The organism is Musicola paradisiaca NCPPB 2511 (genome assembly GCF_000400505.1).
Taxonomy (GTDB): Bacteria; Pseudomonadota; Gammaproteobacteria; order Enterobacterales; family Enterobacteriaceae; genus Musicola; species Musicola paradisiaca.
In genome coordinates, this window is the sequence record NZ_CM001857.1 from 1,054,229 (window position 1) to 1,076,666 (window position 22,438).

Below are 22,438 nucleotides of genomic sequence, written 5' to 3' on the forward strand. Positions count from 1 at the left end.
TGATGACAGCATGAGTTTAAAAGTGCACTTTGAATATCAAAAGTTCTGAAGGATGAATGATGTATAGCTCCGGAACATTTTTTTCTTTCTGTTTTTATCAGCACTGCTGTTTGCGCTGATTAATCGGGTCTTTAATTATCGGCTAACTTATTTATCCGCTTTTTCCGTGCTGGTGGCCTTAGGCTGGGGATATATTTTCCAGGGTGATTATATTGTACCTGTGGCGGTGTTCTTCAGTTTTTATATTCTTGTCACAGTGAAAGAGAAGGGCTGGTTGAAAACCTGGCAGGCGGTTAGCCTGACGTTGCTCCCGCTGTTCCTGGTGAAATTACACCTTAATAACCACTGGGGGATGCTCGGCCTGTCCTTTATGACCTTCCGCGCCATTGATGTATTACTTTACCGGACTCAAAAAGAGGGGCGGAGTTTTTTACAGTATTTCTGCTATCTCTTTATGCCTTTTATTATCACCGCCGGGCCGATGTATCGTTGGCGGACATGGGTGAATGATATTAATAAGCCCACCTTCACTATTACCCGTGAGCAGTTTTTACCGGCGATGGAACAAATCTTTGTCGGCATTATCCAAAAGTTCTTATTCGCCACGCTGATCGATAACCTGGTTGTTCAGTCATGGAGCCATCGTCCGTTCACGTTAAGCGTTGGCGTAGTGATGTCGCTGGCCTACAGCGCTTATCTTTATTTTGATTTTGCTGGTTATAGCAATATGGCTATTGGGGCTGGGCGTTTATTTGGCCTGAATATTCCGGCGAACTTTAATATGCCGATTCTGGCTAAAAACCCGCAGGATTTTTGGCGACGCTTCCATATCAGTCTGTCTGAATGGCTGCGGGATGTGGTCTTTATGCCGATTTATATGAATTTGATGAAGATGGATTTTTTCCGTCAGAACAAAACACTGGCACAGAATATTGGTATTTTTTGCACCCTGTTTTGTATGGGCGCATGGAACGGACTCGAACGACACTACATTATAAGCGGCGCGCTGTTTGGCGCCATTTCCGTTACTCACAACATGTTACAGTGGTCAGCCAAACGCAGTCCGACGCTCAGCAACTGGTTACATTATCCAGTTATTGTGTTTTTGGGACGAATTCTGACGCTGGCAAGCGCCGCTGTCTCCCTTTACATCTTTAGCGGAATGTCACCACTATGAACCTTCACTCCGAACTTCTGGAACTGCAAGATTTCTTGCGTGCGGCATTACTTGATCCCGCGCATCCACATCAGCTGGCGATTAGCGGTAGCGACGAAGCCATAACCTGGCAACAGCTCTCTGTCGCGGTTACGGATTGGGCGCAGCGTTACCAGCATTGCCAGCAACCTGCCGGTGTGCCCGTCGTGTTGTATGGGCATCAACAAGCGGAATTTGCCGTCGCTATCTATAGCTGCTTGCTGCATAACATTCCGTACATTCCGGTGGATTGCATCTATCCTCAGGAACGGCTCAAAGAGATCTGCCAGTTGGCCGGCGCGCCTTACTATTACGACATCGCGGCAAAGCAGTTTGTGGCTACCGGCGAGGTTGGCCGGGTACTGGTTGAGCAGGATCTCGCGTATATCATGTTCACCTCTGGAAGCACCGGTAAGCCGAAAGGGGTACAGATCGGACGTGAAAGCCTGTGGCATTTTATGAAATGGGTGCGTCAGGACTTTTCGCTGCCGGAAACGCCGGTGCTGATGAACCATGCGGTATTCAGCTTCGATCTCTCCTTGATCCCCTTGTTGGCTAATCTGGCAACCGGAGGGCATATCGTCCTGAATGCCAAAGAAGATATCGCCGCAGAAAACTGGCTTGAACGCCTGAAAAACAACGGTGTTTCCGTATGGGTTTCAACACCGTCTTTTGCCTACCAGCGACTGCTCTCTTTGCAATTCAATAGTGACTATTTACCCGATCTCGGCGTTTTCGTATTCATTGGCGAAGTGTTAAACAAAGCGCTGGTAAAACAGCTACGCCGCCGCTTCCCGCACGCCAAAATCCTCAACTCTTACGGCCCGACGGAAGCGACTATCGCGACCACGGTCATCGAAATTACCGACGATATCCTGCACAGCGAAAACGATCTGTTGCCGGTAGGTACGATGATGCCGGACTCTCACATGGAGGTTACGGCTGAGGGCGAGTTGATTATCTGGGGCAAAAATGTGATGCGCGGCTACCTTGGGCTGCCGCAGGAGAACGCGGAAAAATTGCTGCATCGGGAGAGTGAAGCGTTCCGGGGGTACAAAACCGGCGATCTGGGGTACGAAGAAGACGGGATCCTGTATTGTCAGGGGCGCAATGACAGCCAGATCAAACTGAATGGCTATCGTATTGAAATCAACGAGATTGAGAATCGCCTGCTGGCGATGCCGGATATCAGCGAAGCGGTGGTTCTGCCGTTGATGAAATCGGGCGGCGGAGTGCTGCGTATTGCGGCTTTCTGCGTGACGGACTTAGCCCCGGAGGTGATCAAGACGTCGCTTTCGAAGGTGATCCCGCACTACATGGTGCCTTCCCAAATTATTGTCAAAGATGCGTTGCCGCTGAATCCTAACGGCAAAATCGATCGTAAACTATTAGATACACATGCTCGTACCAATTAATTACGCCAGGAAAAAATGATGGAACAAGAAATACTCGCCCTGTTTGAAAAGGTCTTATCCCGCAAAGTGGGTTTTAACGATGAGTTGATCGAGTCCGATATCCTCGATTCTATTCTGGCGGTGGATCTGGTGCTGGAAGTGCAGGACGTTTACGGTTGCATGATCCCGCCGACTGAAGTCGCTAACGTATTGAAGACTCCGGCGGATCTGGCTCGCTACATCGAAGAGAATCGCAGCTAACCGGCGAACCGCAGCTCACCCGTAAACGCCCCTGCATGTCGTCATGCGGGGGCGTTTTTTATGCATGGTCAGTACGCGACAAACCTGACGGAATCACGGGGTGGCTGCTTTCGTTACACCGTTCGTCTGGGGGGCGTCGGCACGAGTATCAACCGGGGCCATCGCTGGCGGCGGCCAGCAGCGGTACGATCAGATCGCTGATCGGCGTTGGGATCCCATGAGCGCGTCCGTATCTTTGAACCACCCCGTTGCGACAATCCCATTCGAGTGGGTGGCCGGCCTGTCGGTCGGCGAGGATCGATGTGCTCAAGTCGGCCGGGGCGCGATGAAATCTATCGACGATTTCCCGCGGCACATCGTCGCTAAGCGCCGCGCCCTCGGCACGCGCTACGGCAAGACATTCCTGTAGATAGCTCAGCGCTAGCCCGGTGATGTCAGCACGGGAGAACATGCCGGCGCGGCGACCGGCCAAAACCATTAGCCCCCCAACCGCGTTTTGCAGCAGTTTTCGCCATGCGACGGTGGTGAAATCCGCCGCCACGTCGACCGCGCACCGCGTGCCGTGCAGCGCCGTCTGCACGATACGGGCTTCCGGCGTGTCCGGTAACGTGAGCCGTGCGTTTTCGCGTAGCCAGACTGAGGCGTCCGGCTCGCGTTGGGCAGGGAACCACACCACGGAGGGCAGAACCAAACTTGCGGATAAATACGGCGCGAAGAGCGCTTTTTGCTCTACGCCGTTTTGCAGTACGCAAACGACGGTCTTTGCGCTGCATAATGCAGACAACCATGGCGCCACAGCGGCGATCTGCGTCGACTTGACCGCAATAAAAACCAGATCGAACATTCTCTTTATCCCGGCCGGATCCGTGTGTACGGGCCCAGGTACCACCACCTGACCGCCGTCGAAGCGAAGCTCCAGATGATCATGCGCGGTACGGCCACATACTGTTGGCGTGCGGCCAACCTCATGCAGCGCTGCGGCGATGGTCGTGCCGATAGCGCCCGGGCCCACGAGGGCGACGGTTGGATTTTCAGACATCATCACTATCCCCAATACCAATAGTCATTAACGACCTGTACCAAACGGCACAGGGTTGTCTGCATCATTAACATGCCTTCGTACCATAACAGATTGCGGGTCGGCGGCTCAGATGGCGGTTACGTGAACGGCTCGAGGGTCAGGCAGGCTACCGGATGGTGTGGGGAGGCAAAACCCGATTTATGGGGCCCGGCAGAGGGCGTTTCTTCAAGCGGGAATACTGCAATCGGGGAGGGACGCCAAGCCTGACGGCGGTGCGAGGAGGCCGGACGATCCGTGGTTGGCGTGCGTCCGAACAACGTTATGGGTGTTCGCCGTTATCATCGGACTCAGATTGTTTAAGTTTTTCAATAGCGTAGACATTGTCTGACATCGCCTCGTTCAATACTTCCACCGCGGTATGCGCATCTCTTTTCTTTATCGACATATAGACTTTGATATGCGCCTCAACGCTTTCAAGCGTAATTCCCAACGCCCGATTCAACTCTTCAAGATAGTAATAATAGCTGTCTTTAATTGAGCTCATGACGTTAAAAAAGATGCTGTTATGCGACGCTTTAACAATGGCGAGGTGAAAATCATAATCGGCTTCAGAATATTTTTTATAATCTCCTTTATTTATCAGCATTCTGTGCAGTGCCTGTTCGAGGGACTGGATATCTTCCTCGGTCGCATTGGCGACGGCCAATTCGACACACTTGAACTCAACCGTCTGGCGAAAAATCATCATATCGTGAAATTCTTCACGGCTGAGGTGCATGATGGGTTTGGGTTCATGGCTGAGCATCTGCGGATTAAAATTTTCGCTGACGTAGCTGCCGCTGCCCTGACGTGTAACCACGATCCCCAAATCCCGCAACCGTTGGACTGCGCTGCGCACGCTGACCCGGCTGACATTGAAGGAGGCCGTTAGCTCTGCCTCCGACGGAAGACGGCTGCCCGGCGTCCAACTGCCATCAAGCAATTTTTCTTTTATCTGGTCGAAAACCGCATTGACAACGTTTTGTTTTTGTATGGATTTAATGTTCACCGCGACACTTCATATGATGTCCTACAATAATTCATTATATATCACTTAACTTTGCCGGATTAAAGCGCTCGCGAAGGCATGGGCGGGTTAACGCCACCTGCGTGCAGGTGGCTTGTCATCGTAGTGATCACTCAAACCGGATCAGCACTTTTGCCGATACATTTTTATCCGCAGCCGTAATCAATGCCTGCTCGATATCGGCAGGTGGGTATTCGCCGCTGATTAACGGACGTGGATCGACGCGCCCGTCTTCCAGCCATTTGACCGCAGTGGCGAACTCGTCGATAAAGCGGAATGAGCCAACCCAGTTGATTTCCTTCACCAGCATGGCTGAGACCGGCCAGGATACCGGGCTGGTTCCCATGCCAACCTGCACAATGGTGCCGCAAGGGCGGGTGAAGCCGACGGTTGAAGCAATCGCAGCCGGTGCGCCGGAGGCTTCAAACACGACGTCGAAATAGCCTTTATGCTGCTGGTACGCGGCAATTACGGCATCATCCTGTGGGTCAATAACCGCTGTCGCCCCCATCTGCAACGCCAATTCCCGGCAGCGGGGGCTGAGGTCGGAGGCTACCAGCTCGGTGGCTCCCGCGCTTCTGGCCGCCGCCAGAATCAAACAACCGATGGGGCCGGCGCCGATCACCAGGATTTTCTTACCGGTCAATTGCCCGGCCATTTTTACGGCGTGGATTGAAACCGCAAGCGGTTCTGAAAAGGCCATCACGTTAGCCGGTACGCCCTTATCGTAAGGAATGCATTGTTCCGGTTTAACGGCCACATACTCGGAGAAGCCGCCATTCACATGCGGGTTAAATTGCGCGCTGCCCATAAACCGCATGGTGGCGCAGTGATTCTGGCGCCCCGACAGGCACATATCGCAGTGATTACAGGGTTGAGAGGGATTAACCGCAACGGCCTGACCTACCTGCAACCCGCTGTTCTCCGGCGCTTTTTTCACTACGCCCACAAACTCATGGCCGACTACCATCGGGTGTTTCAGAATCGACATTCCTGCGCGGCCGTGTTGGTAGTAATGAATATCGGAACCACATATCCCGCCACAGGCCACTTTCACCAGCACATCGCTGTCGCTGTATTCAATTTCACGCTGTTCTACACGGACATCTTTTTCACCATGAGCGAAACAGGCGCTGCATTTAATTTTTTCAGTGCTTTTCATATCAACCTCATTATTTATTAACCGGTGCGGTATTCAGTATTTTTTCATCTGATGCCGGGGTGTTATCTTTTTCCGGCAAAATGACTTCAATTTTTCCAACCAGGAATACGTAGGCTAAAATTCCCATCCCGGCGACGCCTGCGATATACCACATGGCATATTGAAAATTATGGGTACGTTCGAGAATTACACCGATGACTATCGGGCTGACAATGCCGGAAAGGTTGCCGCAGATATTCAAAAAACCGCCCATGGTGCCGAGGTAATTACGGGGAATAACATCACTCCATACCACCCAGCCCAGATTTGAAAAAGCATTGGCAAAAAAGGCGATGGACAGAATGATGATGGCAATAATAGGTTGATCTTCAAAGAAGTTGACCGTGGCAATAATTAATGTCAGACACAGCCCCATCAGTACGGGTAATTTTCTGGCCAGAGTTCGTGATTTTCCTTTTTTCAGCAACATGTCGCTTAACGTGCCGCCACATAATACGCCGAACATCGCCATAATATAGGGAAGCATGGCTCCCATACCGGCCTTGGAAATAGAAAGGTGCAGCCCTTTTTCCAGATAGACGATAAACCAGGTCAGGAAAAAATACAGCGTTGACGAACAGGCGAATTGGGTAATAAAAAGGCCCCAAATGGTTTTACGTTTCAAAAAATATTTAATATCCCGCCAGCTGATTTTTTCGCTCACCGTCGATTGATTAACGGAGCCGTAACCGCCGCCAGCTTTGATATAGTCGAGTTCGGCCTGGTTAATGTTCTTGCTGTGTTGCGGGTCGCGATAGTAGATCAGCCAGTAGATGCCAAACAGGATCCCGGCGGCGCCGGATAAATAGAACGACATTTCCCAGCCATATTGCGCCACAATAAAAGAGAGCGCCGGGGTCAGCAACGCCAGCCCGATATATTGCGCGCTGGAATAGATTGCCGTTGCGCGTGCGCGTTCATGGTCGGGGAACCAGGTAGCAATAATCTTGGTATTGGATGGAAATGAAGGTGCTTCCGCAACGCCAATCAGTGCGCGACACACCAACAGCATAATAAAAGAGGCTGTTACCGTGGCGAAAAGATGATGAGAAGCAAACCCCATCAGGAAAGTAAAGACGCTCCATAGAATAATCGCGCCGCCATATAAAATACGCGAACCGATACGATCCAGTACATAGCCGACAGGGATCTGGCTTGCGGCATATGCCCATGTAAACATAGAGAACAGCAAACCCAGTTGCGTCGGAGTCAGACTAAAATCATTCTGAATATTTGAGCCTGCCACCGCCAGATTGGCGCGATCCATATAATTTATCGCGGTCACAATAAAAAGCAGCGATAAAATAAAGAAGCGATTTTTTGTAGCCTTCATGTTTGTACCTGTGTTGTATAGGGTATATCTGTCGTCGTCATTCGACGGCAGATATACATGCATGTTAAAGGCAAGGTGTAGAGTATTTGGGTTCGGATATTTACAACACGGCCAGCCAGCCGCCATCGACATAAATAATCTGGCCGTTTATATAATCGGAGGCTTTTGATGACAAAAATACCGCCGTACCAATTAATTCTTCCGGGTGGCCCCAGCGTTGCGACGGGTTACTGCTTTTAACCCAGCTATCGAATTTTTCGTCTTCAATCAGGGCGGTATTCATATCCGTCAGAATATAGCCGGGGCCAATCGCGTTGGTCTGGATATTGAAAGCCGCCCATTCTGCCGCCATAGAGCAGGTCAGCATCTTAATTCCGCCTTTGGCCGCCGTGTAGGGGGCGACGGTGGGTCTTGCCGCCTGGCTGGTCAGTGAACCGATATTGATGATCTTGCCCCCGGTTCCGCGGGCAATCATGCGCCTGGCCGCAGTACGGGACACGATGAAGGCGCTGGTCAGGTTGGTGTCGATAACCTTCTGCCAGTTTTCCAACTCCAGTTCCACCATGGGTTTACGATACTGGATCCCCGCATTGTTGATGACGATATCAACCTGCACGCCTTGTGCATCCAGCGCGGCGAAGGCTTGCTCCACGGCGTCTTCATCGGTGACGTCAAAGGCGATGCCCTGTGCGTTGTACCCTTTATTACGCAGCTTGCCGACGGATTCTTGCAGCAAGGTGTCGCGGATATCATTGAGAATGACGCTGGCGCCTTCGGCGGCCAATCCCTCTGCGTAGGCAAACCCCAAACCCCGTGCGGAGCCGGTGATCAGCGCGGTTTTCCCGGTCAAGTCGAATAAAGCTGTCATGTTGTCCCCCTTGATTTATTAATTTGTATGACGACTATCGTTTTAGGAGAGTGGTTCGACTCGCGTTTAAAAGCAATAAGTGATAATTATTTTTGTAATAACGATCACACTTCCCTGTGTTAAAAAATAGCAACCAGGGTTTTTATTGTTATTTATCAATTAATTATTGATTTTTTGTGTGTAATAGTGATGGTGATCACAAAATATTAAGCATGATATTCCCGTCATCATTGGTCGTGATATAACAAGCTTAGTTGTAGGACAACTTACAAATTTTCGGTATTTCTGTTACGTCGGGATGGCCGGGAACTGGCTAACTTACTGAATTAAGGAGTTAACGTGAGCAAACTCAAGATAACGAATGTGAAAACCATTCTTACCGCCCCCGGCGGTATTGATTTGGCCGTGGTTAAGGTGGAAACCAACGAGCCCGGATTGTATGGCCTGGGATGCGCAACGTTCACCCAGCGCATTTTTGCGGTCAAAAGCGCGATTGATGAATACATGGCGCCGTTTCTGATCGGAAAGGATCCCACTCGTATCGAAGATATCTGGCAGTCTGCTGCGGTCAGCGGCTACTGGCGTAATGGCCCGATCATGAACAATGCCCTTTCCGGCGTTGATATGGCGCTGTGGGATATCAAAGGGAAGCTGGCCGGTATGCCGGTTTATGAACTGTTGGGCGGAAAATGTCGGGACGGGATCCCCCTTTACTGCCACACGGATGGCGGCGACGAGGTCGAGGTGGAAGACAATATTCGTGCCCGCATGGAGGAAGGGTATCAGTACGTTCGCTGCCAGATGGGGATGTACGGCGGGGCTGGTACCGATGATTTAAAACTCATCGCCACCCAACTGGCCAGAGCGAAGAATATTCAACCGAAACGCTCGCCGAGAAGCAAAACGCCGGGGATTTACTTTGACCCGGAAGCCTATGCGAAGAGCGTTCCACGCCTGTTTGAGCATCTGCGCAATAAACTGGGCTTCGGCATCGAATTTATCCATGACGTCCACGAGCGCGTCACGCCCGTCACCGCCATCCAATTGGCGAAAACGCTGGAACCTTACCAGCTCTTCTATCTGGAAGACCCCGTCGCACCGGAAAATATCGACTGGCTGAGAATGCTGCGTCAGCAGTCTTCCACACCCATTTCCATGGGGGAACTCTTCGTCAATATCAATGAATGGAAGCCATTGATTGATAACAAGCTGATTGACTACATCCGCTGCCACGTCAGCACGATTGGCGGCATTACGCCGGCGAAAAAGCTGGCGGTGTACAGCGAGCTGAACGGCGTCCGCACCGCGTGGCACGGCCCGGGCGATATTTCACCGGTGGGCGTATGCGCCAACATGCACCTGGATATGAGCTCGCCTAACTTCGGCATTCAGGAATATACGCCGATGAATGACGCACTGCGCGAAGTCTTCCCGGGGTGTCCGGAGATCGATCAAGGCTATGCCTACGTTAACGACAAACCGGGCTTAGGCATTGATATCAATGAAACCCTGGCGGAGAAATACCCCTGTGACGGCGGCATTCCTTCCTGGACGATGGCGAGAACGCCTGACGGCACGGCATCCCGCCCCTGATCGTGCGGTGTGATGGAGGATGAAAGGCCCATGGATGGGCCTTCGCCTGTCTCGCGATTCCTGTCTCAGGATCGACGGGTTATAAACCCGCGGCCCGGCCAGAACACGACGGTGGGAGAACACGGCGGTGAGCGTCCCCCGGTGAACGTATCCCGGTGCGGCGAGCCTATAACGACGACAGGGCGCGCGGCAGTGAACTCATCCGCCGCCCGCCTTGCGGTGTGACCACCACGCTTTCACTGAACGCCAACGAACGGGCGGATGCGTACATGTGAAACACCATATTTTCTTCCAGCCGCCAGTCGGCTGCGGGGGTAAAGCAGCAGGAGAAATCGCTGGGGCGAGGTGTCCGCGTATAGAGGCCAAGCGCGTAGCCGGTGACGTTGCCGTAATGCTCGCGCAGGCCGGCATCCAGCACCGCCTGGCGCAGTAGCGCGTCCACGTCGCTGGCGTTGACGCCAGGTTTCATGGCGGCGATTTGCGCATCCTGAAACCGGATCAGCTGCGTGGCGATCTGTTGCTGCTCGGCGCTTGGCGTACCGATCAGAAAAGGGCGCATCAGCCGTGCGCTGTAATGGTTTACCTTCGGGATCAACTCCACATGCAGCATATCGCCGGCGCTCAGACGATGATCGTGACTGCTGGCATGCAGAAACCCGTTATCGCCGTTGGCGCAGACGATCGGCCCGGTTTCGCCGCTATCGGCGCCGTTGCGCAGAAAGGTATGCGCCGCCAACGCGGCCACATCGCGCACTCGCCAGCCGGTAGTGACTTCGTCTGCGATAGCACGCATGGCATCGTCGGCGATGCGCGCCGCCTGACGCAGCGCCGCCAGTTCATCGGCGAACTTAACGCTGCGCAGCCGGTCGCTCAGCCCATCCATCGCCTGCCACTGAACCGCAGGCAGGCGATGGCACAGTTGCCGCCAGTTATACACCGTCATGCCGTAGGAGTTGAAATCGACGCCGAGCCGGGCATGGCCGAAACCGCGCGCCAGCAGGCTGTCGGCGACGGCCTGAAACGGATCCTGATGGTCGTCATAGACCACAATAGCGTTGAGGCTGCTCAATGCGCGGCAGGGCGCTTCGTCCAACTGGCGCAGCACCATCCACGGTTCGCCCTCCAGCGGCACCAGACAGGCGCGGTAACAGGTTTCCGATACCGTGTAGCCGGTCAGCCAGGCCAGCAGTTCGCCGTGGTCGATCAACAACAGTTCGACGTCCGCCTGTTGCATGGCGGCACGGGTGCGCGCCAGCGCGAGTGGCGCATGCGCGGTCATGACAGCCTGTCCTCCGGTTGGCAGATCTCCAATATCGCCAGCAGATAAATACGCACCGCGTCGAGAAAATCGCTGATGTGGACGCGCTCATCCGGCATGGTGTTGAACTTGCCGCCGGGGCCGCACACGATGCCTTCCATACCGGCCAATTGGTAAAAGTGGGCGGCGTCGGTGCCGTAAAACGCGGGCGGCGTGATGGCGCCGCTGGGCTGCGGCTCGCCGCGCACCTGCTGATAGGCGCGGTTAACCGCCTGCACAATCGCCGATGCGCGGGACACTTCGAACGGCAGCATGGTGGGTTTATCCCGTTCGCCGTCGTCGAACAGCTCCGCTTTCAGGCCGGGGTGGCGGGCGCAAAGCGCATCCAGCAATGCCTGAATATCCGCCAGCACGCCGGCGACGGTCTGTCCCGGTGCAAAGCGGGCGGAGCCCTTGAGGCGGGCGAAATCCGCCACCTGCGGCGGCCGCCACTCTTCAAGCTCGCGCCCCAGCGCGCCGTGTACGGTGCCGACATGGCAACGGTTGATGCTGCGGTGTTCATCGCTCTGCGCGCCGCTGAAGGTCATGGCGTTCAACTGCGGGATCAGCGCTACGGCGGCGGCGATGGCGTCCACCGCCTGTTCGCGTTTGGAGAGGTGGCGGGTATCACCGGTCAGTTCGATGGTGAACATCAGTGAACCGGCGTGCATGGTTAACGCCTGGATATCGGTCGGTTCGGCGTTGATGAAATAGTCGGCGCGGATACCTTGCTCAATCGCCGCGATGGAGCCGATGCCGCCCTGCAACTCGCCGACCACGTAAGTCAGCACCACGTCGCCTTTCAGCTTGATGCCGGCGTCGATCAGCGTCTTCAGCGCGCAGAAATAGGCGGCATCGCCGGATTTCATATTGGATACGCCGATGCCATAGATGAATTCGTCGTCGATTTTTCCTTCCCAGGGATCCACCGTCCAGCCTTCCGTCACCGGGTTGGTGTCCAAATGGCCGTTGAACAGCAAACTGTGGCCGCCGCCGGTGCCGCGCAGGGTGCCGATAGCGTTGAGTCGGCCGCCCGGCACCGGCGTGAGTTGGGTCTCCAGCCCGAGCTCGCGCATCCGTTCGGCCATAAATTCCGCCAGTTGACGTTCACCGTCGGTGGCGCTGTAGCTTTTGTGTTGCACCATATTTGCCAGAAAACGCAGACAAAATTCGGTATCGATGCTCTGTAGTAACTGTTCTTTCGTCATGATGGTTTCATTCAGTGTATGAGGGTGAAGCCGGTGATAAGGCATCGGGCGTCGGAATGGCGGACAGTAACGCACGGGTGTAAGGGTGCTGCGCCTGCTCTGTCATGGCATGGCCCGGCAGAACTTCCAGCAGATCGCCGCGATACATCACCGCGATGCGGTGGGCGAGTTGCTGGATCAGGTTAAGATCGTGGGTGATGAACAGGTAGGCGGTGCCGTAGCGGCGTCGCAGTTCCAGCAACAGCTCAATCACGGTGGCTTGCACCGAGACATCCAGCGCGGCGGTGATCTCGTCGCAAATCACCAGCTCCGGCGGATGGGCGAAGGCGCGGGCGATCGCCACCCGCTGTTTTTGGCCGCCGGACAGTTCGTGGGGATAGCGCGACGCCATCGACGCCGGCAGGCGGACTTCCTCCAGCAGCCGGGCGACCGCCTGCGCTTCGGTTTCGCCGTTGGGCAGGCCGTACAACCGCAGCGGACGGGCGATGATGTCGCCGATACGCCTGCGCGGATTGAGCGAGGCGTCCGGGTGCTGGAAGATCATCTGCACCCGGCGGCGGTAGTCTTTATCCATCTGCGCCCGGCCGAACAGACTATAACCGCGAAAATCCAGCTCGCCGGTAAAGGGCACCAGGCCGGTGACGGCTTTGGCCAGCGTCGATTTGCCGGAACCGGACTCGCCGACGATCCCCAAAATCTCGCCTTCGTGTACGGTCAGCGATACCGCATTGGCGGCCCGGGTGTGGTTCGGTTGCCGCCTGAGCAACTTATCCAGCAGCCGGTGATGGCCGTACTGAATAGTGATGTCGCTCAGGGTGAGTAGCGGGTGCGGCGAGGGCGCGGTTTCGTCCAACAAACGTAACGACGGATTAGGCACCGCGGCGATCAGCCGACGGGTGTACTGGTGTTGTGGCGCGCTAAACAGTTGGCCGGATTGCGCCCGCTCAACGATGCGACCTTTTTCCAGCACGCAGATGCGGTCGGTGACGCGCGAGACCAGCGCCAGATCGTGGGAAATGTACAACGCCGCCACGCCGGTTTCTTCCCGCAGCCGTTCAAACAGCGCCAGGATCTGCGCTGAGCTGATCACGTCCAGCGCGGTGGTGGGCTCGTCGAAGATCAGGCAGTCGGGCTGGCAGGCGAAGGCGGTGGCGATCAGGATGCGCTGTTTTTCGCCGCCGGAGACCTGATGTGGGTAGCGTTGCATCATCTGCGCCGGATGTTTTAGGTCAACATCGCGTAATAGGGTTTCGGCATATTGCTGCGCTTCTCTGGCGTTCAGGCGGCGGTGGCGGCGTAGCACCTCGGTGACTTGTTCCCCCAGCGTTAGGGTGGGGTTGAGCGAGGCGCTGGGATCCTGAAAAATCATCCCCAGTTTTCCGCCGCGCAGCGCGTGCAGTTTGTCCATCGCCAGGGTGCGCAGGTTCAACGCGCCGAGGTGAATCTCGCCGGTGCGCTCCACCGCGTTACCGGCGAGCCAGCGCATAATCGCCCAGCCGAGCGTGGTTTTGCCGGAGCCGGATTCCCCCACCAACCCCATCACTTCGCCGCGGTTCACATGCAGGGTGATATCCCGCAGCACCGGCAGATGCGAGCCGTCCGGCAGTGTGTAGTCCAGGCTGTAATCCCTGACCGCCAGCACCGGTGCGGCGGTTTTCGTCGGCGCCGTTGCGTCAGCGGGTATCGCTGCGTCGTGCTTGTGCATCAGTGGCTCCTCGGATTCAGAACGTCGCGCAGCCCGTCGCCGAGCAGGTTGAAACCGATCGCCACGATGGCGATCGCCAGCCCAGGGATCAGCATCATCCAGGGTGCGTTGAAGAAGTAGGCGCGGGCTTCGGACACCATCAGCCCCCATTCCGGCTGCGGCGGTTGCGCCCCCAGACCCAGAAAGCTCAGGGTGGCGAACAGCATGATGGCGAAGGAGACGCGAATGGTGGATTCCACGATGATCGGCGCCACGATATTGGGCAGCATCTCCCGCAGGATGATATAGCCGGCGGATTCGCCGCGGGCGATGGCGGCATTGACGTAATCCTGTTGGCGCACGGCCAACGCCACGCTGCGGGCGATGCGCACCATGCCCGGCACAAAGGCGATGGTAATGGCCAGCACCGCATTCAGGCTGCTTTGCCCCAGCGTGCTGACGATCAACAGCGCGAACAGCAGGCTGGGGATCGACATCACGGCATCCATGGTGCGCATGATGCCTTCGTCCATCCGGCCGCCCAGATAGGCGCTGGCGGTGCCGATGACCGAGCCGACTACCATCGCCAGCGTGGTGGCGAGCAGCGAATAAAGAATGGTGGTGCGGGCGCCGACCAGCACCCGGCTGAAAATATCGCGCCCAAGCTGATCGGTGCCGAACCAGTGCGCGGCGTTGGGCGCCTTATAGCGCGCCAGAATCGAGATCGCCTCCGGGTCGGCTGGCGCCAGATGAGCGCCGGCACAAACGACAAGCAGCGCCAGCAGCAGGACGCTGACCCCGGCGATGCCCTGCGGGGTATGCAGCAGTTTTTTGAGTACGTCAAACATAGTGAATCCGCTTGTCTAGCATGGCGTAGGCGAGGTCGGCCAGAAAATTAACGACCGCATAGGTGGAGGCCAGGATCATGACGCCGCCCTGAAGGGTGGGCAGGTCACGCGCCTGCACCGCGACGATAAGCTCTCGGCCGATGCCGGGAATGGCGAAAATCTCTTCCACCACCACGATGCCGCCCAGCAGATAACCGACGTCCAGCGCCACGATGGTGATGGCCGGCAACAGGCCGTTGCGCAGCGCGTGCCGCCACAGGATGCGCCGCCGCGACAGCCCTTTCAGCCAGGCCGCCCGGATATAGTCAGTATGCAGCACGTCCACCATTTCCGAGCGCACCATGCGTGAGACATGCGCCACCAGAATCATCGCTACCGTCGCCGACGGCAGCACCAGATGGCGCACGCCGTCAATCAGGCTCTCGCTGAGCGGGACGTAACCGGTCGCCGGCAACAACTGCCAGATATCGGCGAACAGCAGCAACATCAGCGTGGCGGTGACGAACTCGGGAAAGGAAATACCGATGTAGGACAGCACGCTGACCAACACATCCGCCAGTTTGCCTTTTCTGACCGCCGCCCAGACGCCGAGCGGCAGCGCCACCAGCAGCATCAGCGACAGGGCGCACGCCGCCAGCAGCAGCGAACGGGACAACGCCGTGAGCAACGTGGGCGCGACCGGCAAATTGGTGCGCATGGAGACACCGAAATCGCCGTGCAACGCCGCCGCCAGCCAGTGCCCGTATTGCACCCAGGCGGGCGCGTCCAGCCCGAGGCGTTCCCTGACTGCCGCCAGCGCCTCGGGGGTGGCGTGCTGGCCGAGCAGCGTGACCGCCGCATCGGCAGGCAGCAACTGGGTAATGCCGAACACCAGCACGGACACCACCAACAGGGTGTAGATCACCAACAGCAGGCGTTTTAACAGATAACTCGCGCTCACGGCGGCTCCTCAGCTTAGCTTCGGCGAACCGGCGCCTGCGCCGTCAACCAAACATGGTCGAGACGGAACACGGCGGCGCGCGGATGCAGGGCATAACCGTGCACATAATCACGGCCGGCGGAGAGCAGGTTGAAGAAGGCCGGGATGACCGACGGTACCTGTTCGTGCATCAGTTGTTGCGCTTTACCGTAGAACTCCCGGCGCTTGACGTCGTCGGTGGTGCCGCGCGCGCCGGCGACGGCGGCGTCAAAATCGGCATTGTTCCAGCGGGTTTCGTTCCAGGCGGCATCGGAGGTATAGAGCAACGAGAACACCGCGTCCGGCGAAGGCTGCATGTTGTAGAAACCGACGTAAAAGTTGCCCTTCTTCCACACCTGATCGAGATAGGTGCTGTGGGCCATGGTCTGCACGTTGATGCGAAAACCGGCGGGCTTCGCCATTTCACGTACCGCGATCCCCAACTGGGTGCGGGAGGCGGGTTTGTCGGAGGCGATCAATGTGATATCCAGCCCGTCCGGGTACCCGGCTTCCGCCAGCAGCGCTTTGGCCTTGGCATAGTCAGGTTGGCGCAGCGGCATATTGCGATACCAGGGGTACGAGGCGTTGATCGGGGTATCGTTGCCGGGGGTGCCGTAGCTGTCGGCGACGAAATCGACCATCGCTTTGCGGTCGATACACAGCGCCAGCGCCTGACGTACCCGCACGTCGTTAAAGGGTTTCTGGTCGCAGCCCATATTGATATTGAGGAACTGGCCCGACGGCACGCGCAGCGGCTGGATGCCGGCGGCGGCGGACAGGCGTTTGAACTCGCTCGGCTGCGCCGCCATCATCAAGTCGGTATCGCCGGCGATCAGCGCGGAACTTTCAGCGATGGCGTCGGGGTAGACCACGATCTCTATGCCATCCAGATACGGGCGGTTCGGGTCGTAGTAATGAGGATTGCGTTTTACCACGATTTTGCGCTCGGGCTCATACGACGCCAACATGAACGGGCCGGCGCCCAGCGCTTCTTTGGACAGCCGGGCCAGTTGCCCCTGTGCGATGGCGGCGGGGACGATTTTGGCGTCCGGGTAGGCCAGCATGACCGGCAGGTCGGCATAAGGCGCTTGGGTGACAATCACCACCTTATCGGCGCCGTCGGCATGCAGCTCCTTGATCGGGCCGATGTTACGCATCCCCGGCGAGGCGTTTTTCGGATCCAGAATAGCGGAAAGGCTGGCGACGACGTCGTCGGCGGTCAACGGCGTGCCGTCGCTGAATTTCAGGTTGGGGCGCAGCGTAAACGTCCACTGCGTCAGGTCGGCATTGGGCTGCCAGCTGGCGGCCAAATCCGGTTCGGCCTTCATCTCTTGCGTCAGCCGGGTCAGGCCGCTGTAGAGCAGTTCAGCCAGCAGATATTCGGGGTTCACGCGCGCCTGCTGCGGGTTGAGCATATTGATGGCCTGATCGACGCTGATGCGCAGAATGCCGCCTTTCTGCGGCGTGCCTCCCGCCGTCATGACGCTGGCATCGGCCGCGCTGGCATGGAATGACCACGGCAGCATGGCTGCGCCGGTCATCAGCGTGGTGTTGGTAATAAACTGCCGTCGGTTTATTCCTTTCATTGCACACATCGCGGTTTCCTCTGTCTGTTGTCTGTCAATTGTTGTTGGTTTTCTGTTACTTAATTACCCTGGGTTGGCGAAAAATCCTCGGCCAGATAGGCCAGAATGGATTGGGATAAGGCGACGACGTCCGGTATGGTGGTGTACTCATTGGCGGCGTGAATGTGGTTGTCCGGCCGCGCCAGACCCCCTAAAAGAATTTCCTGAATGCCCGCCTGTTGTACCCATCCCATATCGGAACTGGTGGAGGAGCCCCAGGCGGCGAATTCCTCGGCGCGGAAACCGAACCCCAGGCCGAGCGCGTGCTGCCAGCGCGGCCAGTGCGGCCCGGTCGGGTCGCTGACCGGCGCCAGATGGCCGATCAGATGGTATTCCGTACTCAGCGCGGCGGAGGACGACATCGATTGCGTGATGCAGTCAGTCAATTCCTGCCAGACGGCGTCGAACGGCTCTTCGGGGGCGTAGCGACGGTTGACCAGCAATTCAAAACGCTCCGGCAGGGTAGAGCCTTTGCTGCCGCCGTGCGCCACCGCCAGCGTCAGACGGGAGGTCAACGGTTTGCCGGCAAAATGCGGCGGCGACGGCATGGCGGAGGCGCGCTGTTCAACCTGCTGTTTCAGCGCCATCAGCGCGTTCATCAACGGCAGGCTTTCCTCAATGGCGTTGATGCCGCCCACCGGGTCGCCGGAATGCGCCGAGCGCCCCGTCACGCGGATCACCACGTCCAGGCTGCCGAAACAACCGGCCCAAATGCGCGGCGCGGCGCCGCCGTTGAAACTCAGCATATGGCCTTGAAACAACTGCTGTTCCGCCAGATAGCGAATGCCGGGATACAGGCCGCCCTCTTCATCGGTGCACAGCAGCAGCACCGGGTTGAAACGCAGTTTGAGGCCGAACGTTTGCGCTGCACGCAGCGCGGCCAATGTGGCGACAATCGTTCCTTTCATATCGGCGCTGCCGCGGCCGATCAGCCGTTCGCCGTCCTGGCTCAGCGCCAGCGGCGGATAATGCCAGCCATCACCCGGCGGCACGGTATCGACGTGAAAATAGAGGTTGCAGTTTTCCGCTGCGTCGCCGGGCAGCGTCGCCAGCAGGTTGACGCGCTCGCCGCGTGCGCTGCCGTCCGGCGAACGCCACAGCGCTTCGGGCACCGACACCCGCTGAAAGCGGAACCCCATCGGCGCCAGCAGCGATTCCATCAACTCGGCGAACGCGCCATAGCCCAGGCCGGGCGGGAAGCTGGTATCCACCGCCAGCATGCTGCTCATATCCTGTAAAATGGCGGCTGCATCATCAGCAATCGCGCTCAGCGCCTGCTGAAAGGGGGCGGTCACACTCATGTCGTGCTCACTCTGTTGTATTTCTATATAGTTTATAGATAATGCAGGTTAGCGAGCCGGTCAATAGGTAATCATTCATGATAATGAAACGATCTGACGAGCAGGATGCCGTGAGTTTTGGGCGTCTTGAGGAGTTTGAGGGCGCCCCGCGTTATGAGGTGGTGAAGCGCTACATCAGCGAATCGATTCTGGTGGGCGAACTGGCCGCCGGTACGGTGTTGCCCAGCGAGAACGCGCTGGCGGCCGATTTCGGCGTGTCGGTGGGCACGGTGCGCAAAGCGCTGGCGGCGTTGACCACCGAAGGGATGTTGATGCGCCGCCGTAAAACCGGCACGGTCGTGACTGGGTGGGCGCCGCTGCATAACCTGAGCCATTTCTTCCGCTATTTTCGCCTGCACGGCAAGGATGGCCGGTTGCTCAATTCGCACACCTTCCTGCTGGATTATCACCGGGCGCTGGCAACCGAGCAGGAAGTGGAAAAGCTGAAGTTGCAGCCGGGCGACAGCGTGATTTACCTCAAGCGGTTACGCAAGATCGACGGCGCGCCCGTGATGCATGAAACCATGGTGCTGCCGGAAGCCCGCCTGCCGGATTTCCCGGCGCAGGATGCGGTGCCGCCGTTGCTGTACCGCTTTTTGATGGATCGCTACGACATTCGGGTGGCGGCGGTGCGAGAGCAGATTACCGCCGAGCTGGCCAGCGAAGAGGACTGCCGGTTGCTGGAATTGCAAGCGCCGCAGGCGATTATGGTGATTGACGAAATCTCGTTCGATCAGAGCGCGATGCCGGTGATCCTGGCCCATCACCGTTTCACTACCGGGAACTTCATGTACGTCAATGAAATCCGCTGATCGCCGCGCCAGCCGGTGTTTCGGTATAACCCGCATCCTGTTTGGTGAAGCGGGTTAGGCGGAGAAGGTTGATACCGGATGGCCTGATGGTTGCGCGTGCTCCGCCGGTGCTGATTGAGCAGGGCGGCATTGCCGCATGACGGCCCGGCACGCCGAGCAGTGGTGAAACATCGTGACCGGGCGTACTCGGCCGGCGCCGACGGGAACACCGCGATGTGAATTACGCGATGCCGCGCAAAGCAACGCATCCCCTTTGTGTTAGGGTAGGTTCCCAAGGTATTCTCAGCGTCCTGATTGCTGCCCCGTCCAGGTTTTTTATCATGTATGAATTCAAGCTGGTTTTACTGTTGCTTCAGCAGATGTGCGTTTATCTGGTTATCGCCTATCTGCTCAGTAAAACCCCGCTGTTTATCCCGCTGATGCAGGTCACGGTGCGGTTGCCGCACAAGCTGCTGTGTTATGCGATGTTCTCCATGTTCTGCATCATGGGCACCTATTTCGGCCTGCATATTCAAGACTCTATTGCCAACACGCGCGCCATCGGCGCGGTACTGGGCGGCTTGCTCGGCGGGCCGGGCGTGGGGGCGCTGGTGGGGTTGACCGGCGGGCTGCATCGCTATTCGTTAGGCGGGATGACCGCATTCAGTTGCATGGTGTCGACCATCGTCGAAGGGTTGCTGGGCGGTATGATGCACCGCCAACTGATGCGGCGGGGGCGGATCGACCGGCTGTTTAACCCGTTCACCGTGGCCGGCGTGACCTTCATCGCCGAAATACTGCAAATGGCGATCATTCTGGCGCTGGCGCGCCCCTACGATGACGCGTTGAAGCTGGTGAAGGATATCGCCGCGCCGATGATCGTCACCAACAGCATCGGCGCCGCCATGTTTATGCGCATCCTGTTGGATCGGCGCGCCATGTTTGAGAAATACACCTCGGCGTTTTCCGCCCGGGCGCTGAAAATTGCCGCCTGTACCGAGGGGATCCTGCATCAGGGGTTCAACGAAGAAAACAGTATGCGGGTGGCGCAGGTGATCTATCAGGAGATGGATATCGGCGCGGTGGCGATTACCGATCGCGAGAAGCTGCTGGCGTTTATCGGCATCGGCGACGACCACCATCTGCCGGGTACGCCGATCGCCTCCAACCATACCCGGCGCGCCATCGAAAATAACGAAGTGGTGTACGCCGACGGTAATGAAACCCCGTATCAGTGTTCGTTGCAGCCGACCTGTCGTCTGGGGTCGACGCTGGTGATCCCGCTGTGCGGCGAGAATCATCAGGTGATTGGCACCATCAAATTGTACGAAGCCAAAAACCGCCTGTTCAGCTCCATCAACCGTACTCTGGGGGAAGGGATTGCCCGGCTGCTGGCGGCGCAGATTCTGGCGGGGCAGTACGAGCGCAGCAAACAGTTGCTGACGCAGTCCGAAATCAAACTGCTGCACGCCCAGGTCAACCCGCATTTCCTGTTTAATGCGCTCAACACTCTGCTGGCGGTGATCCGCCGCGACAGCGACCAGGCCGGCCAGTTGGTGCAGTCGCTCTCGACTTTTTTTCGCAAGAACCTCAAACGTTCCGCAGAGGTGGTGACGCTGGCTGACGAACTCGAACATGTGAATGCTTATTTGCAGATTGAAAAGGCGCGTTTTCAGGAGCGGTTGCAGATTCGTTTTGATGTGCCATCGGCGCTGATGAGCATGCGGTTGCCGGCGTTTTCGCTGCAACCGCTGGTGGAAAACGCCATCAAGCACGGTACTGCGCATTTGCTGGGCACGGGTATCATCACCATCAGCGCCAGTCAGCAGGGGGATCGTCTGTTGTTGAGCATTGAGGATAATGCCGGTCTGTATCAGCCGCGTACCAACTGCACCGGTTTGGGGATGAATCTGGTGGATAAACGCATCCGCAGCCGCTACGGCAATGAGTATGGCCTGAGCGTGGAGTGCGAGCCCGACTGTTACACCCGCATCCATCTGACCCTGCCTGGTAAGGAAAGCCCATCATGTTGAGTGTACTGATTGTGGATGATGAGCCGCTGGCGCGAGATAACCTGCGCTGTTTGCTGGAGCAGGACAGCGAGCTTGAACTGGTGGGCGAGTGCGCCAACGCGGTGGAGGCCATCGGCGCCATCCACCGGCTGCATCCCGATGTGGTGTTCCTGGATATTCAGATGCCGCGCATCAGCGGGCTGGAGATGGTCGGCATGATCGACCCGGCCAACATGCCCTATATCGTGTTTATTACCGCGTATGACGAGTACGCCATCAAGGCGTTTGAGGAGCAGGCGTTCGACTATCTGCTCAAACCGATCGATCCGCCGCGCCTGGCCAAGACCCTGAACAACCTGCACCGGGAACGCCCGACGCAGAATATTGACCAACTGGCCGGGCATCAGTGCCACCTCGATTACATACCCTGTACCGGGCACAGCCGTATCTACCTGATGAAAGCCAGCGAAGTGCAGTTCGCCAGTTCACGGCAGAGCGGGGTTTACGTCACCGGCTTGCAGGGGGAAGAGTGCTTTACCGAGCTGACCCTGAAAACGTTGGAAAGCCGCACGCCGCTGGTGCGTTGCCACCGGCAGTATCTGGTGAATATGGATTTTCTGCGTGAAATCCGGCTGGAAGAGAGCGGCCAGGCCGAAATCGTGCTGAAGGGCGGGCAGATGCTGCCGGTCAGCCGTCGCTATCTGAAAACCCTCAAACAGTTGCTGGGCCTGAAAGGGTAACGC

General features: G+C 57.2%; 18 protein-coding genes and 1 pseudogene. 7 read left to right on the forward strand and 12 right to left on the reverse strand.

The window, feature by feature from the left end; translation table 11 throughout:
• Window positions 1-59: 59 nt before the first annotated feature.
• The 3 genes and pseudogenes from DPA2511_RS21080 (at window position 60) to DPA2511_RS04830 (ending at window position 2,850) form a co-directional block, all read left to right on the forward strand.
• Window positions 60-1,177: pseudogene (locus DPA2511_RS21080) on the forward strand (membrane-bound O-acyltransferase).
• On the forward strand, window positions 1,174-2,610 hold the full coding sequence (locus DPA2511_RS04825; RefSeq protein ID WP_012764565.1) for an AMP-binding protein: 1,437 nt from the start codon (window positions 1,174-1,176) through the stop codon (window positions 2,608-2,610). The pseudogene DPA2511_RS21080 and the gene DPA2511_RS04825 overlap by 4 nt, the downstream one beginning before the upstream one ends.
• 18 nt (window positions 2,611-2,628) lie before the next feature.
• Window positions 2,629-2,850, forward strand: coding sequence for an acyl carrier protein (locus DPA2511_RS04830; protein WP_012764566.1), 222 nt, complete (start codon window positions 2,629-2,631; stop codon window positions 2,848-2,850).
• 148 nt (window positions 2,851-2,998) lie between these two features.
• On the opposite strand, the gene DPA2511_RS04835 is transcribed toward DPA2511_RS04830, so the two are convergent.
• From DPA2511_RS04835 to DPA2511_RS04855, 5 genes are all read right to left on the reverse strand, one after another.
• Window positions 2,999-3,889, reverse strand: a complete 891-nt coding sequence (locus DPA2511_RS04835) for an oxidoreductase (protein WP_035049446.1) — start codon at window positions 3,887-3,889, stop codon at window positions 2,999-3,001.
• A gap of 301 nt (window positions 3,890-4,190) precedes the next feature.
• The gene (locus DPA2511_RS04840) at window positions 4,191-4,919 is read right to left on the reverse strand and encodes a FadR/GntR family transcriptional regulator (RefSeq protein WP_012764568.1); all 729 of its coding nucleotides are present in this window, start codon (window positions 4,917-4,919) and stop codon (window positions 4,191-4,193) included.
• Window positions 4,920-5,046: 127 nt separating this feature from the next.
• Window positions 5,047-6,099 carry an L-idonate 5-dehydrogenase gene (idnD, locus tag DPA2511_RS04845; RefSeq protein ID WP_012764569.1) on the reverse strand — a complete coding sequence of 351 codons (1,053 nt, stop codon included), beginning with the start codon at window positions 6,097-6,099 and terminating at the stop codon, window positions 5,047-5,049.
• 10 nt (window positions 6,100-6,109) lie between these two features.
• A complete protein-coding gene (locus DPA2511_RS04850; protein ID WP_012764570.1) occupies window positions 6,110-7,471 on the reverse strand; it encodes an MFS transporter in 1,362 nt (453 codons plus the stop codon).
• Window positions 7,472-7,571: 100 nt separating this feature from the next.
• Window positions 7,572-8,339, reverse strand: coding sequence for an SDR family oxidoreductase (locus tag DPA2511_RS04855; RefSeq protein ID WP_012764571.1), 768 nt, complete (start codon window positions 8,337-8,339; stop codon window positions 7,572-7,574).
• A gap of 339 nt (window positions 8,340-8,678) precedes the next feature.
• On the opposite strand from DPA2511_RS04855, the gene DPA2511_RS04860 reads away from it, so the two are divergent.
• Window positions 8,679-9,932 carry a D-galactonate dehydratase gene (locus DPA2511_RS04860; protein ID WP_012764572.1) on the forward strand — a complete coding sequence of 418 codons (1,254 nt, stop codon included), beginning with the start codon at window positions 8,679-8,681 and terminating at the stop codon, window positions 9,930-9,932.
• 166 nt (window positions 9,933-10,098) lie between these two features.
• Here the strand turns inward: DPA2511_RS04860 and DPA2511_RS04865 are convergent, their stop codons facing one another.
• The 7 genes from DPA2511_RS04865 to DPA2511_RS04895 are packed head-to-tail and all read right to left on the reverse strand — an operon-like array spanning window position 10,099 to window position 18,853.
• Entirely contained in the window at window positions 10,099-11,211 is a 1,113-nt protein-coding gene (locus DPA2511_RS04865; RefSeq protein WP_012764573.1) for a M24 family metallopeptidase, read from the reverse strand.
• Window positions 11,208-12,437 (reverse strand): M20 family metallopeptidase, encoded by a 1,230-nt coding sequence (locus tag DPA2511_RS04870; RefSeq protein WP_023638180.1) that lies wholly within the window; start codon window positions 12,435-12,437, stop codon window positions 11,208-11,210. Before DPA2511_RS04870 ends, DPA2511_RS04865 begins: the two co-directional genes overlap by 4 nt.
• A gap of 7 nt (window positions 12,438-12,444) precedes the next feature.
• Window positions 12,445-14,142 (reverse strand): dipeptide ABC transporter ATP-binding protein, encoded by a 1,698-nt coding sequence (locus DPA2511_RS04875; protein WP_012764575.1) that lies wholly within the window; start codon window positions 14,140-14,142, stop codon window positions 12,445-12,447.
• Window positions 14,142-14,969, reverse strand: coding sequence for an ABC transporter permease (locus DPA2511_RS04880; RefSeq protein ID WP_012764576.1), 828 nt, complete (start codon window positions 14,967-14,969; stop codon window positions 14,142-14,144). Before DPA2511_RS04880 ends, DPA2511_RS04875 begins: the two co-directional genes overlap by 1 nt.
• Window positions 14,962-15,909 carry an ABC transporter permease gene (locus tag DPA2511_RS04885; RefSeq protein WP_012764577.1) on the reverse strand — a complete coding sequence of 316 codons (948 nt, stop codon included), beginning with the start codon at window positions 15,907-15,909 and terminating at the stop codon, window positions 14,962-14,964. Before DPA2511_RS04885 ends, DPA2511_RS04880 begins: the two co-directional genes overlap by 8 nt.
• Window positions 15,910-15,923: 14 nt before the next feature.
• Window positions 15,924-17,522 carry an ABC transporter substrate-binding protein gene (locus DPA2511_RS04890; RefSeq protein WP_012764578.1) on the reverse strand — a complete coding sequence of 533 codons (1,599 nt, stop codon included), beginning with the start codon at window positions 17,520-17,522 and terminating at the stop codon, window positions 15,924-15,926.
• 50 nt (window positions 17,523-17,572) lie between these two features.
• Window positions 17,573-18,853 (reverse strand): M20 family metallopeptidase, encoded by a 1,281-nt coding sequence (locus tag DPA2511_RS04895; protein WP_012764579.1) that lies wholly within the window; start codon window positions 18,851-18,853, stop codon window positions 17,573-17,575.
• A gap of 77 nt (window positions 18,854-18,930) precedes the next feature.
• Between DPA2511_RS04895 and DPA2511_RS04900 the strand changes: the two genes are divergently transcribed.
• The 3 genes from DPA2511_RS04900 to btsR all read left to right on the forward strand — a co-directional run bounded on the left by DPA2511_RS04900 (window position 18,931) and on the right by btsR (window position 22,435).
• Window positions 18,931-19,704, forward strand: coding sequence for a GntR family transcriptional regulator (locus DPA2511_RS04900; RefSeq protein ID WP_012764580.1), 774 nt, complete (start codon window positions 18,931-18,933; stop codon window positions 19,702-19,704).
• 320 nt (window positions 19,705-20,024) lie between these two features.
• Entirely contained in the window at window positions 20,025-21,716 is a 1,692-nt protein-coding gene (locus DPA2511_RS04905; protein ID WP_012764581.1) for a sensor histidine kinase, read from the forward strand.
• Complete coding sequence (gene btsR, locus DPA2511_RS04910) at window positions 21,710-22,435, forward strand: two-component system response regulator BtsR (RefSeq protein ID WP_012764582.1); 726 nt, start codon at window positions 21,710-21,712, stop codon at window positions 22,433-22,435. Before DPA2511_RS04905 ends, btsR begins: the two co-directional genes overlap by 7 nt.
• Window positions 22,436-22,438: the final 3 nt, after the last annotated feature.